The organism is Synechococcus sp. MIT S9504 (genome assembly GCF_047497135.1).
In the GTDB taxonomy this organism is placed as follows: Bacteria; Cyanobacteriota; Cyanobacteriia; order PCC-6307; family Cyanobiaceae; genus Synechococcus_C.
Genome location: NZ_CP138942.1, coordinates 471,899 through 486,932 on the forward strand (window position 1 = coordinate 471,899; position 15,034 = coordinate 486,932).

The 15,034-nt window shown below is 59.0% G+C and carries 17 protein-coding genes; 10 read left to right on the forward strand and 7 right to left on the reverse strand.

What is annotated here, in order from left to right:
- The first annotated feature begins 7 nt into the window (after positions 1-7).
- Together SIB58_RS02675 and cutA are read left to right on the forward strand one after the other, a co-directional pair.
- Positions 8-847 (forward strand): precorrin-6A/cobalt-precorrin-6A reductase, encoded by an 840-nt coding sequence (locus SIB58_RS02675; RefSeq protein WP_082823317.1) that lies wholly within the window; start codon positions 8-10, stop codon positions 845-847.
- The gene (gene cutA / locus SIB58_RS02680; RefSeq protein ID WP_369813411.1) at positions 807-1,178 is read left to right on the forward strand and encodes a divalent-cation tolerance protein CutA; all 372 of its coding nucleotides are present in this window, start codon (positions 807-809) and stop codon (positions 1,176-1,178) included. Before SIB58_RS02675 ends, cutA begins: the two co-directional genes overlap by 41 nt.
- Here the strand turns inward: cutA and SIB58_RS02685 are convergent.
- The 4 genes from SIB58_RS02685 to SIB58_RS02700 form a co-directional block, all read right to left on the reverse strand.
- Positions 1,114-2,127 carry an adenosine kinase gene (locus SIB58_RS02685; RefSeq protein ID WP_066905842.1) on the reverse strand — a complete coding sequence of 338 codons (1,014 nt, stop codon included), beginning with the start codon at positions 2,125-2,127 and terminating at the stop codon, positions 1,114-1,116. The genes cutA and SIB58_RS02685 overlap by 65 nt on opposite strands.
- A 53-nt stretch (positions 2,128-2,180) precedes the next feature.
- Complete coding sequence (locus tag SIB58_RS02690) at positions 2,181-3,500, reverse strand: adenylosuccinate synthase (RefSeq protein ID WP_197461107.1); 1,320 nt, start codon at positions 3,498-3,500, stop codon at positions 2,181-2,183.
- A gap of 117 nt (positions 3,501-3,617) precedes the next feature.
- Positions 3,618-4,040: a photosystem II protein Psb27 gene (psb27, locus tag SIB58_RS02695; RefSeq protein WP_066906123.1), complete on the reverse strand. Its 423-nt coding sequence runs from the start codon at positions 4,038-4,040 to the stop codon at positions 3,618-3,620.
- A 38-nt stretch (positions 4,041-4,078) separates the two neighbouring features.
- A complete protein-coding gene (locus SIB58_RS02700) occupies positions 4,079-5,869 on the reverse strand; it encodes a proline--tRNA ligase (protein WP_067325829.1) in 1,791 nt (596 codons plus the stop codon).
- Positions 5,870-6,016: 147 nt separating this feature from the next.
- Here SIB58_RS02700 and SIB58_RS02705 point away from each other — a divergent pair, with 147 nt between their 5' ends.
- The 5 genes from SIB58_RS02705 (at position 6,017) to SIB58_RS02725 (ending at position 8,134) form a co-directional block, all read left to right on the forward strand.
- Positions 6,017-6,481 (forward strand): resolvase, encoded by a 465-nt coding sequence (locus SIB58_RS02705; RefSeq protein ID WP_066905836.1) that lies wholly within the window; start codon positions 6,017-6,019, stop codon positions 6,479-6,481.
- Between the two features lie 141 nt (positions 6,482-6,622).
- Complete coding sequence (locus SIB58_RS02710) at positions 6,623-6,850, forward strand: hypothetical protein (RefSeq protein ID WP_066905834.1); 228 nt, start codon at positions 6,623-6,625, stop codon at positions 6,848-6,850.
- Positions 6,792-7,304 carry an inorganic diphosphatase gene (locus tag SIB58_RS02715; protein WP_066905831.1) on the forward strand — a complete coding sequence of 171 codons (513 nt, stop codon included), beginning with the start codon at positions 6,792-6,794 and terminating at the stop codon, positions 7,302-7,304. The genes SIB58_RS02710 and SIB58_RS02715 overlap by 59 nt, the downstream gene beginning before the upstream one ends.
- Before the next feature lie 108 nt (positions 7,305-7,412).
- Positions 7,413-7,772 carry a 2Fe-2S iron-sulfur cluster-binding protein gene (locus SIB58_RS02720; protein ID WP_066905830.1) on the forward strand — a complete coding sequence of 120 codons (360 nt, stop codon included), beginning with the start codon at positions 7,413-7,415 and terminating at the stop codon, positions 7,770-7,772.
- Positions 7,773-7,774: 2 nt separating this feature from the next.
- The gene (locus SIB58_RS02725) at positions 7,775-8,134 is read left to right on the forward strand and encodes an arsenate reductase family protein (RefSeq protein ID WP_066905828.1); all 360 of its coding nucleotides are present in this window, start codon (positions 7,775-7,777) and stop codon (positions 8,132-8,134) included.
- On the opposite strand, the gene SIB58_RS02730 is transcribed toward SIB58_RS02725, so the two are convergent.
- Positions 8,097-9,602: a hypothetical protein gene (locus SIB58_RS02730; protein ID WP_066905826.1), complete on the reverse strand. Its 1,506-nt coding sequence runs from the start codon at positions 9,600-9,602 to the stop codon at positions 8,097-8,099. The genes SIB58_RS02725 and SIB58_RS02730 overlap by 38 nt on opposite strands.
- A gap of 82 nt (positions 9,603-9,684) precedes the next feature.
- Here SIB58_RS02730 and lepB point away from each other — a divergent pair, with 82 nt between their 5' ends.
- Complete coding sequence (gene lepB / locus SIB58_RS02735) at positions 9,685-10,416, forward strand: signal peptidase I (protein ID WP_066905824.1); 732 nt, start codon at positions 9,685-9,687, stop codon at positions 10,414-10,416.
- On the opposite strand, the gene SIB58_RS02740 is transcribed toward lepB, so the two are convergent.
- Positions 10,388-11,668 carry a dihydroorotase gene (locus SIB58_RS02740; RefSeq protein ID WP_066905822.1) on the reverse strand — a complete coding sequence of 427 codons (1,281 nt, stop codon included), beginning with the start codon at positions 11,666-11,668 and terminating at the stop codon, positions 10,388-10,390. The two genes, lepB and SIB58_RS02740, sit on opposite strands and share 29 nt — an antisense overlap.
- An 11-nt stretch (positions 11,669-11,679) precedes the next feature.
- The gene (locus tag SIB58_RS02745; RefSeq protein WP_197461108.1) at positions 11,680-13,008 is read right to left on the reverse strand and encodes a histidine phosphatase family protein; all 1,329 of its coding nucleotides are present in this window, start codon (positions 13,006-13,008) and stop codon (positions 11,680-11,682) included.
- Positions 13,009-13,117: 109 nt separating this feature from the next.
- Here SIB58_RS02745 and SIB58_RS02750 point away from each other — a divergent pair, with 109 nt between their 5' ends.
- Positions 13,118-14,494 carry a CPBP family intramembrane glutamic endopeptidase gene (locus tag SIB58_RS02750; RefSeq protein ID WP_067325824.1) on the forward strand — a complete coding sequence of 459 codons (1,377 nt, stop codon included), beginning with the start codon at positions 13,118-13,120 and terminating at the stop codon, positions 14,492-14,494.
- A gap of 83 nt (positions 14,495-14,577) precedes the next feature.
- A complete protein-coding gene (locus SIB58_RS02755) occupies positions 14,578-15,033 on the forward strand; it encodes a hypothetical protein (protein ID WP_066905816.1) in 456 nt (151 codons plus the stop codon).
- Position 15,034: the final 1 nt, after the last annotated feature.

Below are 15,034 nucleotides of genomic sequence, written 5' to 3' on the forward strand. Positions count from 1 at the left end.
CTGGTCGGTGAGCGCCATCCTGATGCACCGCTGGCGGAATCGCCAGAACCATGTGCTGGTCTTCGCCGGAACCGGTGAGGGACCAGTGATCGCCGGGGCTCTGCTGGAGTCCGGTCACCGCGTCAGTATCAGCGTTGTCAGTGCAGCTGGGGCAAGCTCCTACTCCGCCATGCCCCTGCATGACCTGCATGTGGGAGCTTTCCCCTCTCAGGACTCTCTCGAGGAACACCTGACGGCGCTGGGCGTGACGTTTGTTCTGGATGCGACCCATCCCTTCGCCCTGCAGATCAGTGCTCAACTCCGCATGGCCTGCTCCATCCTGAACCTGCCGCTGCTTCGGTTCGAGCGGCCTGATCACGACGTGTCGGATGGATCAGTGCTCTCAACAGTGGGTGATCTTTCTGACTGTGCTCTTTCAGGCCACCGTCTGCTTCTTGCCGTCGGAGCGCGGCAGTTGGCCGCCGCAGCTGCGGCGGCCAGGCTGGCAGGAGCCTCTGTTCACGCCAGGGTTCTGCCCACGCCTGAAGCCATTCGCCAAGCAGGTCTTGCGGGATTGTGCGGCGAGCGGCTTGCCGTGTTGAGGCCTGGAACCGGTGATCGCGCCGGTGGATTGGAAGCTGCGCTGTGTCGCCGCTGGCAGATCACCGATGTGCTCTGTCGTCAGTCGGGTGGAGCTGCGGATCAACTCTGGAGTGATCTGGCTCGCCGCCACTCCATTCGGCTCTGGAAGCTGAAACGACCCAACCCGATGCCCAACGTTGACGTGGTTCATAGCGTGAGCCAGTTGTGTCGACAGCTGAATGACCATGTCAACGGACCTGAAACTGGTCCTCACCACGGAGGCTGATCAGATCAAGGCGGGAGCCCTCGCTGAGCAGTTGATCACGCGCCGTTTAGCTGCCTGTGTCTGCTGGATGCCAGTGCAGTCCTGCTACCGATGGCAGGGGGAGATTGAGTGTTCGCAGGAAGTGCAGCTGCTGATCAAGACGAGCTCTCAACGCCTGGAGCAGTTGCTTTCAGCTCTCGAGGAACTGCACAGCTATGACACTCCCGAAATTCTCCAGCTGGCAGCTCAGGCTGGAGCTGCCTATGCGGCATGGGCGCTGGATGCTCTCAGCCCAGATACTCCTTCATCAGCTCAGGAAGAGAGACCTGGGAGCGAGCACCCAGCTGGGTGACGATCTGACCGGCGCAAAGCGCTCCCAGCTGTCCGCAGCGCTCCAGTGAATCGCCCTGGGTGAAGGCATGCAGAAATCCTCCGGCGTAGAGATCACCGGCACCGGTGGTGTCAACCAGTTCGCCGAGCCCGTAGATGCCGATGTCCCAGCGCTGATCTCCGCTGAGTACAACCGATCCATCGCTTCCGCGGGTGACTGCCGTCACGGAGCAACAACCGCGGACCTTCTCGATTGCGGTGTCGAAGTCTTCGGTTTGATAGAGGGCTTTGATCTCCACTTCATTGGCGAAAAGCACATCGACATGACCGTTCACCAGTTCGAGAAAGCTTTCCCTGTGGCGATCCACGCAGAAGCCGTCGGAGAGGGAGAGAGAGACTTTCCCTCCTGCAGCACGGCAAGCCTCCGCTGCAGCGATGAAGGCCCGCTTGGCTGCAGGGCTGTCCCAGAGATAGCCCTCCAGATAGAGCACTTTCGTCTCCTTGACCATGGAGAGGTCCAGATCCTCCGGCTCAAGCTGTGTTGATGCCCCGAGGAAGGTGCACATTGTGCGCTCTGCATCGGGAGTCACATAAATGAGACAGCGTGCAGTGGTGGCGCCGGTGGTTGCGGAGGGTGTCTCAAACCTGGTTCCCACTGCACGAATGTCGTGGCTGAAGATCGATCCGAGCTGGTCATCACGCACCCGACCGATAAACCCTGTTCGGCCGCCAAGCTGAGCGATGCCGACCATGGTGTTGGCCACGGATCCACCGGAGGTTTCCAGTCCAGGACCACTGGATGTGTAGAGAGCTTCCGCCTGCTGTTCATCAATGAGGCACATGCCCCCTTTCTGCAGACCGTGCTCGCTGAGAAAACCGTCCTTGGTCTGGACAAGTACATCAACAATCGCGTTGCCGATTCCCACCACATCCAGGGAGGCGTTGGGCTGGAAACGGGAGGAATCGGCCATGAACAATCTGGTGTTGACTGCGGCAGTCTTACGCCCGGATGGGCGTGCCGGAATCAGGCGCTGAGCAGTGCCCGTTTTGGACCGTGGATCGGATCCTCAACAACAATGGTCTGATCGCGACCGGCACCCAGTGACACGATGGCGATCGGGACCTCCATCAGATCGGCCAGGAAGCGCAGGTAGGCCATGGCTTTTTCGGGAAGATCCTCAAGGGTGCGGCATTCAGCGGTGGAACACTGCCAGCCAGGGAGCGTCTCGAAAATCGGCTGACAGCGGGCGAACGCCTCGGCACAGGAAGGGAAATGTTCGATCCTTTCCCCATCAAGTTCATAGGCCACACAAACCTGAAGTTCGTCGAGCTCGTCCAACACATCGAGTTTGGTGACGGCCAGGCAATCCAGGCCGTTCACGCCGACGGCATAGCGTCCGATCACACCGTCGAACCAGCCACAGCGCCGGCGCCGGCCGGTGGTGGTGCCGAACTCGCCACCTCGGTCGCAGAGATGATCGTTGAGGCTGCCATCGAGTTCGGTGGGGAACGGCCCTTCTCCCACTCTGGTTGTGTAGGCCTTGGCCACACCGATGACGCGGTCGATCAGGGTCGGACCCACCCCAGCTCCAATGCAGGCCCCGCCTGAGACAGGGTTGGAGGAGGTGACATAGGGATAGGTGCCGTGGTCGAGGTCAAGCAGAGTTCCCTGTGCGCCCTCGAAGAGAATGTTTTTGCGATCGCGCGCCGCCTGGTGAATCTCCCGTGTGCAGTCCACGACATGGGGTGCCAGTCGTTTGCCGTAGGCCAGGTATTCACTGATCACCGCTTCGGCATCGAGCGTTTCCACGTTGTAGATGGTCTGCAGAAGCTGGTTCTTCTCATTCAATGGGCCTTCAAGGCGGTCGCGCAGACGCGATTCGTCAAGAAGGTCGATCACGCGGATTCCACTTCTCTGGGATTTGTCCGCGTAGGTCGGACCGATGCCCCGCCCCGTGGTGCCGATGCGCCGATCGCCTCGCTGCTTCTCCATCGCCTGGTCGAGCAGACGGTGGTAAGGCATGGTCACATGCGCTGTGGAAGACAGCTTCAGCCCGGCGATGTCGATGCCGTTCTCGATCAGCATGTCGAGTTCGCCGAGCATCACCTTGGGATCGACCACTGTTCCTGAGCCGATCAGGCAAATGGTGTCGGGGTAGAGAATTCCAGAGGGGATCAGGTGAAGCTTCAGAACCTGATCGTCCACAACGATGGTGTGGCCAGCATTGACGCCCCCCTGATAGCGAACGACTACATCAGCGGAACGGCTGAGGAGATCTGTGATCTTTCCTTTCCCTTCGTCACCCCACTGCGCACCGATGACGACAACATTGGCCAAAGACACCGCGGCCCGAAGCCGCCATTCTGCACAATCCGGAACTCTCTCAGATCCACCTGCCTGAGGTCAAAGAGAGTTGCAAAATTGTGATTGCATCTTGAGAAACCTTGTGGGTTTTTGAGATCAGGTGCCACGAAGAGCGGCTTTTTCGGCTTTGCTCAGCTCTTTTTCGACGCGCGTGCGCAGTGCTTCCGGTACAGGCCGATTGGTGTAGGTGTTGTAGTGACCCTGCAGGGAATTCAGAGCCGTCTGCATCGTGGTGAATGAGCTGAGACCGTTCACCCTGGACTTTGGGCGATACCGCGACATGTAGTCATTGATGAGGTCGTGAGCTTCCTGTTCCGAGGCCTGCAAGCCTTCCGCATCGGAGGGAAGTGAAAGCGTGGTCTGCAGAGAATGAACGACTGCCACTGTGTCTTCGACGTAGTCACCAGTCATGGTCGAGACCGAGTCGCCGCAGGCGGTGAGCAACAAAGAGAGACCCAGGCACAGGGCCAGTGTGAACCCCCTGAGTTGGCGGCTGAGGCGTTGCAGCGCGATTCGCATGGCAGGAAAAGTTTGACGAACTTTAAGGCGGAGCAGCACTAAATCAGCGGGCGACCCTTGACGGCCTCGAGCACAGAGGTCAGCGCGTCCTGATCAGACATGGTGCTGTTTGAGCGAGTGGATCGTTCCACCAGCTCGACCCGTCCGGACTCCGCTTCGCGACCCACAACGATTCGCCATGGGATTCCAATCAGATCGGCATCCTTGAATTTGACTCCGGCACGTTCGCTGCGGTCATCCAGAAGTGCTTCAACCCCTTTGGATTGCAGCGATCCGTAGAGAGCCTCTCCAAGAGCCAGCTGTGTCGGGTCCTGAACGTTCGCAATGACAACAATCACCTGAAAGGGCGCAATGCTCACGGGCCAGCAGATGCCCGCGTCATCGTGATGCTGTTCCACTGCCGCTTGGGCGAGGCGGGAGATGCCAATGCCGTAGCAACCCATCAGCAGGGAAGACTGTTTGCCATCTTTGTCGGTGAAACGTGCCTCGAGCGCGTCGGAGTATTTGCTTCCCAGTTGGAAGATGTGCCCCACTTCGATGCCCCTGCGCTCCTCAAGAATCTGCTCCTGATTGTGAAGAGACCGATCTCCGGCCTTGGCATTGCGGAGATCAGCACGAATCTGTGCGGGCATGGAGGACCAGGTCGCCCCCCAGCGATGCTGGTCAGAGCAGTTGGCGCCGCAGACAAAGCGCTCAAGATCGAGGGCGGTTGGGTCGGCCAGGCGTTCAAAACGGATTTCCCAGCTGCGGGCACCATTCAATGAGCTGTCTTCAAGGTGCGGGCCGATGGCGCCGAAGGGCAGGGGTGCAAGCCCCTGCTGCCGGAGCTGCTCGGGGTTGATTGGTGCAATCTCCAGTGCAGACGATCCCAGTCGCTGGGTCACAGCATTGGTCAACTTGACCTCATTCAGTTCCTGGTCTCCACGCAGGCTGACCAGCAGGGGTTGTTCTCGACCATCATCCAGGCGGGCGAGCAGCGCCAGCACCTTGACGATCTGACAAGTAGAGAGGCCGTTGGCAGAGCAGAGATCCTCAATTGAGGTCTGATCAGGCGTATCAAACTGTCGTTCCTCGCCTGGCGGCAGAGCCTCCGCTGGGGATGGATGCGACACCGCTTTCTCCTGATTGGCGGCATAGCTCCCGTCGGGCGTGGAGAGGATCAGGTCTTCGCCTGCATTCGCCATCACCATGAATTCCTGGGAAGCGGCTCCTCCGATGGCGCCGCTGTCGGCATCAACACCAACAGCATTGAGACCGCAGCGCTTGAAGATGCGGGCATAGGCCCCGGCCATCAGGGCATAGGTCTGCTCCAGATCCGCTGCGTCGGAATGGAAGGAGTAGGCGTCCTTCATGATGAATTCGCGACTGCGCATCAGCCCGAAACGGGGCCTGATCTCATCGCGGAACTTGGTCTGAATCTGATAGAGCGTCACCGGCAGCTGCTTGTAGGAGCGCAGCAGCTCCCCGGCGAGTTCCGTGACGACTTCCTCATGGGTCGGGCCAAGGCCAACGCGCCGGCCCTGACGATCCTCCAGGTGAAACATGATGCCCTGGCCGGCGGTATAGCCCTGCCATCGACCGCTGCGTTCCCATGGTTCGGCGGGTTGCAGTTGCGGCAGCAGTGTTTCAAGTGCGCCGAGGCTGTCAAGCTCCTCACGAACGATCGTGCTGATCTTGCGCAGCACGCGCCACATCAAGGGGAGGTAGGCGTAGATACCCGGTCCAACACGTCTGATGTAACCACCACGAACAAGCAATTGATGAGATGGGATTTCAGCGTCCGCGGGCACGTTCCTCAACGTCACCAGCGACAGGCGGGAGACGCGCATGACAGGAATTTATAGAGGGGGCCAGGAAACTATCACCGCCAAGAAAACGGTCGATCCGGGAACTGTCACTTTTGCTGTGATCGATGCTGGCGTCCTGAGTCTCAGCTGCTATGTTCTGCAAAATCCAAGCTGTCCCAGAGCTGTCTCATGTTTCCTCGGCCGTTAGAAGTTTCAGTACCGGCCGTGAGTGAATCTTCGGATTTTCGGAGTGATGCTGCCGCAGTTCTTTCTCAGTCGGATGCATTGGTTGGTATCGATGATGTTCAGAAGTCGTTGAATCGATCGCGTGCATCTGTGTATCGCTACACCAACACTGATCCGCGCAACCTCAACCCGGTTTTTAATCCCCGCAAGCTCAACCCCGAATACAGAAGTGATCAGAAAGATCCTCTTCTGTTTCATCCCAACGAAGTGGCGCGATTTGCCAAGGATGTTCTGAGGATCAAGGAGGTCACCGTTGAGGTCCTCAATTCACCTTCCACGGCCACGCAGCAGGTGCTTGGAGCCATTCTCGATGAGCTGCGTCTGATCAGATCCCGCCTCGATGGTCTTCCTGAAGCTCCCTCTGATTTGGCATCACGCCGTGATCGTCAGGAACGTCCTGCTGCATAAGACTTGCAGTGGTGTCAGAATACAAATGAGTTTTGACTCCTTGCATTCACAACTCAATCTCCCGACAGGTCGCTCTTCGTGCCCTCTGTATGACTTCTAAGCCCTGTGCATGAAGTCCGGGATGTCCCCGACCACCACTGAATGGACCCTGAGCCTGCACCCAAGCCCCCTGCGCATGCTGCGCAGTTCGTGGCTATCCCTGCTCTTGCTGTTCTCGGGTTCACCCTCGCCATCACAGGGCTGGGTATTCCATTGGCCGCTGTGCTGACCGATCGCCCCACCCACACCTCCGTCACCGCCAAGGAGAGTTATGGATCTCAGGGCTCTTATCCCATCTCCGTCTCCAGGACTGGTGAATCTGATCGTTGAGATTCCAGCAGGAAGCAGCAATAAATATGAATACTTTGCTGAAGCTGGTGTGATGGCTCTCGACCGGGTTCTTCATTCATCAGTCAGATATCCATTCGATTACGGTTTTATTCCCAACACCCTTGCCGAGGATGGATCACCCCTCGATGCCATGGTGATCATGGCTGAGCCCACTTTTGCGGGATGCCTGATTCAGGCACGACCCATTGGGGTGCTTGATATGCATGACATGGGCCATTACGACGGCAAAATTCTTTGCGTGCCTGTGGCCGACCCACGTCAGCAGGGCATTCAGAGCATTCTGCAGATCGCTCCCAGCCAACTGGAGGATGTTGCTGAATTTTTCCGCACCTACAAAAATATGGAAGGCCGTGTGACGGAGATCGGAGGCTGGCGCGATGTGGATGCGGTGCAGCCGCTGCTTGAAACTTGCGTTCAGGCTGCTTCCGCCTGATCGGTCATCGGCCCAGAGAGCACCGTGCTCACCCTGGTTCGCGCGACGAAATCCTCGAATGCAATCGCGGGCCTTGTAAATTAAGAGACATTCCTATGTAAAAGATCCGTGCCCACCATCCGTTTTGAGCAGGAAGGCCAGCAAATTGGCTGCATTGAGGGTGCCAACCTGCGCAAAGCGGCTCTCTCAGCAGGTGTCAACCCTTACAAAGGTTTGAACAATCTCAACAACTGTGGAGGCGTCGGCCAGTGTGGCACCTGCGTGATCGAAGTTCTTGAGGGTGCGCAGAACCTCTCTCCCCTCAGTGATGTCGAGGAGGTTTACCTGGCTGACCGTCCTGCCAACTACCGCCTCAGCTGTCGGACCACGGTCAATGGTGACGTGACGATCCGGACGCGTCCCGGAGACGGTGTGGGTCAGGGCTCCAATAGCCTTGTTGGTGCTGTCAAGAGCCTTCTCGGTCGATAGGCGTGGCTGATTTCACTGTTTTCAGCTATCCCCGTTGCAGCACCTGCCGGAAAGCTCTTGCATGGCTTGAAAGTGAGGGCTTGGATCACGAGGTGATTGATATCACCCTTGATCCACCATCGCTCGAGCTCCTTCAGCTGGCATTCAGGCAGTTCGGACAGGTCAAGCCCATGTTCAACACCAGTGGTCAGAGCTACAGGGCTATCGGTGCTGAAGCAGTCAAACTAATGAGCGACGAGCAGGCGCTTCAAGCCCTTGCCGCAGACGGAAAACTGATCAAGCGACCGTTTGTTCAATGTCCTGATGGTCGATTTCTGGTCGGTTTCAAGCCCGAGACTTGGTCTGAGTCGCTTCTGAGCTGAAGTTCAATCCGTCAAGCTCCGTGATCAGTTCGTCAACATCTTTCTGAAATCTCAGCTGGTTCATGCTGCTTCTCTTGAAATCCTCGAGAAAAGCCGCCATGAGTTCCTGACTGCGTTCAAGCACCGGACCCTGTTCCAGAGTCTTCGCCAGTTCTTCCCAGAAACGGTCAATGGCCTGGATCCCCAGTTCTTGAAGCATGGGGTCCTTCTGTGCAAAACGATCGCCTGCGTTGCGGGAGAGATTCAACAGTGAATCAACGATGCCTGTCGAAAGCTGAAGACTGAGCTGAGTTTCGGCTTTGTCCATCCCAGGTAGTGCTCGAAGCCGAGCCGGAATCGCCGTCTCCTCAAGGTTGCGTCGCAGAGCATGACTCACCAGGGCAACCAGCTGGGGGCGCATGCCTGGTCCCACCTGAGTTAACACCAATGGAAGCCACAGGCGCAGCAGTTCAGCGAGTTCTCTTTCTCCATCCGATTCGATGCTCTGATGGCTGCAGAGTCGACGAATCTTCTCAGGCCAATGGGGCGAACGCACTGCATCCTGAGCAGCATCAAGGATGCGCAGAGTGATCACTTCGAATAACTCGAGGGCGAGTACGGCGACCACACCACGGCTGACTGCGGCTCTAAGCGGTTCCAGCTGGATCATGCCTGCGCTGGACAGACGCTCTGTGACGGGCACGATTCGCAGCAGTCTCCAAAACGGAATCAGCAGCGGTAAATCAATCCATCGACGCAGCAGTGCGTCTCTCCAGGCGATGGCCGGGTAGCGCTGCTTCAGCCGAATGGCCCGCAGCATGATGTCCAGAAGGAACAGAATCTGGAAGGGAAGATCGATCCTCCACGAGAGATCGATCGGCTGGCCGTTTTCATCGGTGCCGCGCCAGTAATTCGTGGAAGCGAGTGGGAGAATGCTTTTGCGCCAGAACCTGCGTTCTGCCGGCCATCTTGCATCTGTGAGATAGCGGTCTCCAAGCAGATGGGCGGCGGATTGTTTGGCTGAATCCATGCCTGCCCTGGCCCTCAGGCGACTCTTGATTTTCTCCAGTGTTCCCGTTTTGTCGGAGCTGACAAAAGGGTTCTCATCGATCAGCTGACTGTTGCGCACCACCATTTCCAGACGCAGCTGTTTGGCTGCGGTGCTGTTGATGCCGCTGGCTGCTGCGGTGCGTTCCAAACGCTGAAAATGTTTGATGTAGGCCTCGGTGTCCTGATGGGGTTCAATTCCCTTCACCGGGTCGTACAGAGGTGTGATGTCGGGCAGCCAGGGCAGCGGAACAGCGAGGCTGATGGAGGGCAGCGGAAAGAGTGTGCGCTGCAGCCAGAAGTTGCGCAGGGGCACATAGGTCACATCGAAGACGACCCAGGCCAGGTTCAGTGCTGCGATTCCTGCGATCAACCTGTCCCAGCCAAGCCAGAAGCGACGGCTCGCGGAGGGTTTCACACCTTGCCACCGAGGTCTGACCATGGGTGTGAGCGTTCTCAGCTGAGGCTAGGAGGCCATCGCCATCAGGCCTATCTTGGGGGCCTCAAGGTCAGCAAGGTTTCCGTTGCCAGACGCCCAGCACGACGCTTCGCCTCCACAAGCTGATTCTCAATCGGATTCTTCTGCGGCTCCCTCCAAGTCGCAGGGCCCCAAAGGACATCCGTTCTGGGATTTCTGGGGGCCAGTGATCTTCACCCTGGCTCTATATCTTGGGATCCGTCATTACGTGGCTGAAGCACGCTTCATCCCTTCCGGTTCGATGCTTCCAGGTCTGCAGATCCAGGACCGGCTGCTGGTTGAAAAACTCTCCTACGCCACACGCGGTCCAAAGCGTGGAGAGATTGTTGTCTTCAACTCACCGCATGCTTTTGATCCAGCGCTGAAAACCGCTGGCTCGCCACCCACGTTCCGCTGTGCACTGGCCAACTTCCCTCTTCTGGGTTTGATCCCCGGTCTTGGCCACCCTGCATGCGATGCCTACATCAAGCGGGTTGTCGCTGTGGGTGGAGACCAGGTCTCCGTGAACCCGCGTGGTGAAGTGCGCGTGAATGGAGATCCCGTGGATGAGCCCTACGTCACCAGATACTGCCCGGTGGATGAGCAGGGGATGAGTCTTTGCCGCACGCTGAATGTGACGGTGCCTGAAGGGCATGTGCTCGCACTGGGCGACAACCGCAGCAACAGCTGGGACGGACGCTACTGGCCAGGTGGTCCTTTCCTGCCTGAGGATCAGATCATCGGCCGAGCACTCTGGAGGTTCTGGCCTCTCAATCGGCTGGGCTCGCTGGGGTCCTGAGGCCGCACCGCAGAACACGTCCACTTAAGGGCCGGTTGAGGCATGGCTGATTGGCTGCCCTCGAAGCCCATGGATCCGATCGCGTGGGGGTCCAGATCACCTCCGGATCAAAAAGAAGCCAGCGATTGCTTCCCGGGATCAGACGCTCCTCTTCAACCCCCAGCAGTCGGGCGGGCCCGAAGCTGAGCACGTCCCAGAGATGTTCAGCTGTCCAGCCCTTCGACACCACAAGCGCTTGCCAGAGAGAGGGAAGCACATGTTGATGACCGGCAATTCCGCGTTGGCGTTGATCAGGAGGCAGCAGGCACTCTTCATCGTCAAGCGGTGATGCATTCACAGCGATTGCCTGGATCAGGCCAGTGCTTAGGCCTTCAATCAGTGCATCGCGATCTCTTCTGTTGCCCAGCGAAGGTGAAACAAACCAGGAGGCTGCCGTTGCCGCGCTGGAACTGTTACTCGTCAATACGTGCCACCAGCTGACGGTTGCGGCAGGAGGCAACGGCGACCGCTGGAGGAGATCAACGCCTGCTGCGGTGGACAGACCCATCAGGATCAACTTGCGCTGTTGGTGCTCCTGCTGAAGCTGAGCAAGCTGGCTGAGGGGCAACGTTTCGCTGCTCAGAGGATCAGTGGGCCAGCCTGCTCTCAGTGCTTCGGGGCCTTCCCGCAGTAGGCCCTCTCCGCGCAGAACGGCATCCAGGGGTGGGATCAGAACAGGAGATGAACCTGATTCGCCAAGGGTGAGGGCGCGGTCGAGCAAGGGGATCGGCGGCATGCTGTCGCCATCCGACAGACCCACAGCACCCGCCTCGATCAGGTCGGCATGGGCAGTCAGTTGTTCGTCATTTCCCTCCTCACTGAAACCAGCCCAGAGATGGACAGCCACGTCACAGCCGGACAGCACAAATCCGCGAAGTTGATCAGGCCGTTCACGACGTTTTCCTGACGCCTCCGGCAGCAGAGCAAACTGTCCATATCCGCCTGCAGCTGCAGAGCGCACAAGGCTTTCCAGGGTTTCGCCCCTGCTCTGGAATGGTTCCGGCAGATAGGAATGAACATCGACCAGGCAAGGAGCAAGCAGCTGATGCCCGGCAGCTCTCGAGGCGATGCCCGCTGATCGAGCCGCTTCGCGGGCCTGTTCGCCCAGTGCTTCGAGACGTCCCTCACAGAGCAGGGCCGCACCCTGCTCCTGCAGCGGCTGGTCGGGACCGACCAGCACCCTCACGGGGTCGAGCAGGATCATCTCGGTCATCGAACTCAGTATCAGAGCGCTCCGGCCGCCGTGCGATCGATCACGCCGCCGAGGTGGGAGGTGAGGTTCAGGCAGGCAATCACTGCAGGCTGCCCCGGTTCGGATGGCATGTCGACCACCGTGACGCCTCCGTTGCCCTGTTTCACGGCCCAGATGTCAGCAGGGGTGAGACCCAGAAGATGGCAGAGGATTGTTTTGTTGACAGCGTCATGGGCCACCACCAGAGCGGTTTCCGTGGAATCGAGGCTGGATGCAATCGCATTCCAGCTGTCAACGGAGCGATTCCACACGTCCTGGATTGTTTCCCCTTCAGGCATCTGTACCGTGTCTGGTGAGCGTTTCCACTCTTCCAGCAGATCGCCCCAGTCGCTGCTGATTTCCGATTCAAGCTTGCCCTCCCAGAGGCCATGACCGATTTCCATCAGTCCGTCCGTGAGTGTGATCGAGATGCCTGGGTGAGATTTCAGGATGCCCTCAGCCGTTTCGCGCGGGCGTGACATCGAACTGCTGTAGGCCTTCTGCAACGACACGTCCTGCAGAAAGCCCCTCGCAGCCTCCGCCTGAGCATGCCCATTGCTGTTGAGAGGAATGTCGATCTGCCCCTGGAAGCGACCTTCTCGATTCCAGTTCGTTTCGCCATGTCGCACAAGGATCAGCCGCGATCCTGCGCCCTTGGCAGGAAGTGGAGGGTCGAGGTGCGCGGTGCTGTTCAGGCACTCGATCTGCACCTGATGGCCGTTGTCGGATGGGCTGAGATTGAAGATCGAGAGTGAGGCATTGTCGAGGCGGAGTCGACGGAAGCCCCGTTCCGGATCCCCCAGCAAGCTCACGATCAGGCAGCGCAGGATGGCGTTGTGCCCCACCAGCAACACGGTGCCATCGCTGTTCACGGGATGGCGCCTGACCAGTTCGTCCAGGAAGCGTCGGGCCTGCTGCATCAACTCCTCGTAAGGGCGATAACGGCTTCCGTCCTTTCTGATCAACTCCAACGCTTCGGGCTTCTGTTTCCAGGTGGCGAATTCCTCTGGGAAGCGTTCCGATCGTTCGGATGCTGTCAGTCCACTCCACGGCTCGAGATCAATCTCCAGGAGCCCATCATCGAAGCGAGCTTCAAGTCCGTCGTCACGGCTTTCAAGGATTCCCGCTGCTGTGGATGCAGCCCGTTTCAACGGGGAGCTGTAAACCGCCTGGATGGGGACATCGACAAGCGCCTGCCCGAGCAGGCGAGCCTGCTCCTGTCCTGAGACAGTGAGTGTGGAAAGATCGTCCCGCCCCTGGATCCTCCGCTCCACATTGAAGCTGCTGAGACCGTGGCGAACGAGGAGAAGACGCAGGGGCACCGCTACATGCTGAGAGAGCGCCGCCATCGTATGAGCGTGACCCAGGTGCACTCTTCATCGGCTGTGGCACGCGCTACCGACGAGAATCCAACGCAGTTGCCCGCTCTGTGTGACCAGCCCACCCTCCGGACGTTCAACGGCGGCCCCGTCCTGGAAGGTGCTGCTTGCCCTTCTATCGCTGGTGCTGGCCACCGCTGTTTGGGTGTTAGGGCTGGTGGACAGTTTCGCCAAACCTTCTGTCGCACCTGCATTGTCGTTGGAGCAGCAGGAGTTGACGCTGCTGGCAGAACCCCAGATTCCCTCGTCTCTGCGAACGCTTCTGCTTGGAGCGGATGCCTCCGATTCCCTGCTGAGCAGCCTGCGACAAATTCCACTGGACCGGCTGGATGACCGCCAGAAGATTTTGTTCACTGCTCTGGAAACGGATCCAGAGCATCGGCGCAGCCTCCAGCAGGTGGATCTCGAATCCAGTGATCTGCTTCAGCTTCAGAGAGCTCTCGCGAAAGACGACAGCCGGAATGTCCCGGCTGAGCAGCGTTCCAAGCTGCTGCTGCTGACCTCCGACCCGTTAAATCGTCGACTCGCCTGTGAGGCACTCGGTGGTGAAGAGGAGAGCTGTCTCGATCAGGCGTCTGCCAAGAGGGCTGCGCGCCGGCTGGTGATCAGTGAGCTGCTTCCCCTCCTGGCTCTACTGCTCGGTGGACTGTTGTTGTTGCGTCATTTATGGCAACTGCTGCGTCGCCGACTGCCGTCATGGCCCACCCTGCTCGCTCCCCCGCTCGGGGTTCTGGACATGGTGCTGCTTGTGGCGGGCGGTTTCGTGGTGCTTGGGGAGGTGTTGATGCCTCTGTTGGTGATTCCGATCTCCTCCGCATTCTCGCGTGGCCTTTCAGCGCCACTGTCACAGGGCGTCAACGTGTTTCTCGGTTATGTCGCCTTGGCAGGACCTCCCCTGCTGATTCTGCGTCAGCAGCTGGCGCAGCTGGACCGTGCACAGATGCCTCCGCAAGGATGGCTGCAGTGGAGGCTTCAGCCTCTGGGCAGTGCCTTGCTTCAGGGGGCCCGCGGTTGGCTGATGGTTTTGCCGCCCGTTGTTCTGAGCGGCTGGTTGATCACTCGTCTGATCGGCGATCAGGGGGGCAGCAACCCATTGCTCGAGATCGTCCTCAACAGTCAGGACCCGCTCGCCCTGTTGTTGCTCTCTCTCACGGCTGTTGTTCTGGCGCCGCTGTTTGAAGAAACGATCTTCCGCGGCGTGCTGCTGCCTGTGCTGGGCCAGTTTCTCGGTCGATCGGGAGGCGTGCTGGTGAGTGCTCTGGTCTTTGCTGTGGCCCATCTCAGCATCGGCGAACTGGCTCCGCTGCTGGTGCTCGGCCTCGGCCTCGGCCTCCTGCGTCTCAGCACCGGCCGCCTGCTTCCCTGCGTGGTGATGCATGCCCTTTGGAACGGCGTGACCTTTCTGAACCTCGTGTTGCTGGGCGGCTGATCCAATCTTCAGTCCTGGTCAAGGTTTCAGGCTTGCGGTGTCCTCCCTCAGATGGTTCACTGGCGCATTGATGAGCCTTATCCGTGGTCGCGGTTCCGCAGTCACAACCGTCCTCCGCGCAACGTCCTGCTGCCAGTAGTCCGTTCGAAGTCATTCAGGGGTCGCTCTCTGCACGACGCGTTGCACGCAAGTCCCCTTTGTTGGCGGGCCTGCACCGCACGGCAGACGGCAGCCTGATCGGAGTGTTCGCAGCTGTTCTTGTACTCAGTGGTCTCACGCTCCATTGGCAGCATCGCTGGACGCTGGCCTTCCGTCAGCTTGAAATGACCCGGGACCTGGCCCATCGTCTGACCGAATCCACGGCCATGTTCGAACGACATCTGCTGGAGCGTTCCCAGACCCCCAAGCAGATGGTCCCCACCACGGTGGCCAATCTGGTTTACCTAGATCGTCCCTCTTCGGCTGCAGCCAAGCCAGGGGTCGATCATCTGGCCATGCTTGGTTCGCTCATGGAGCGCACCATTCATCACGGCTACTGAT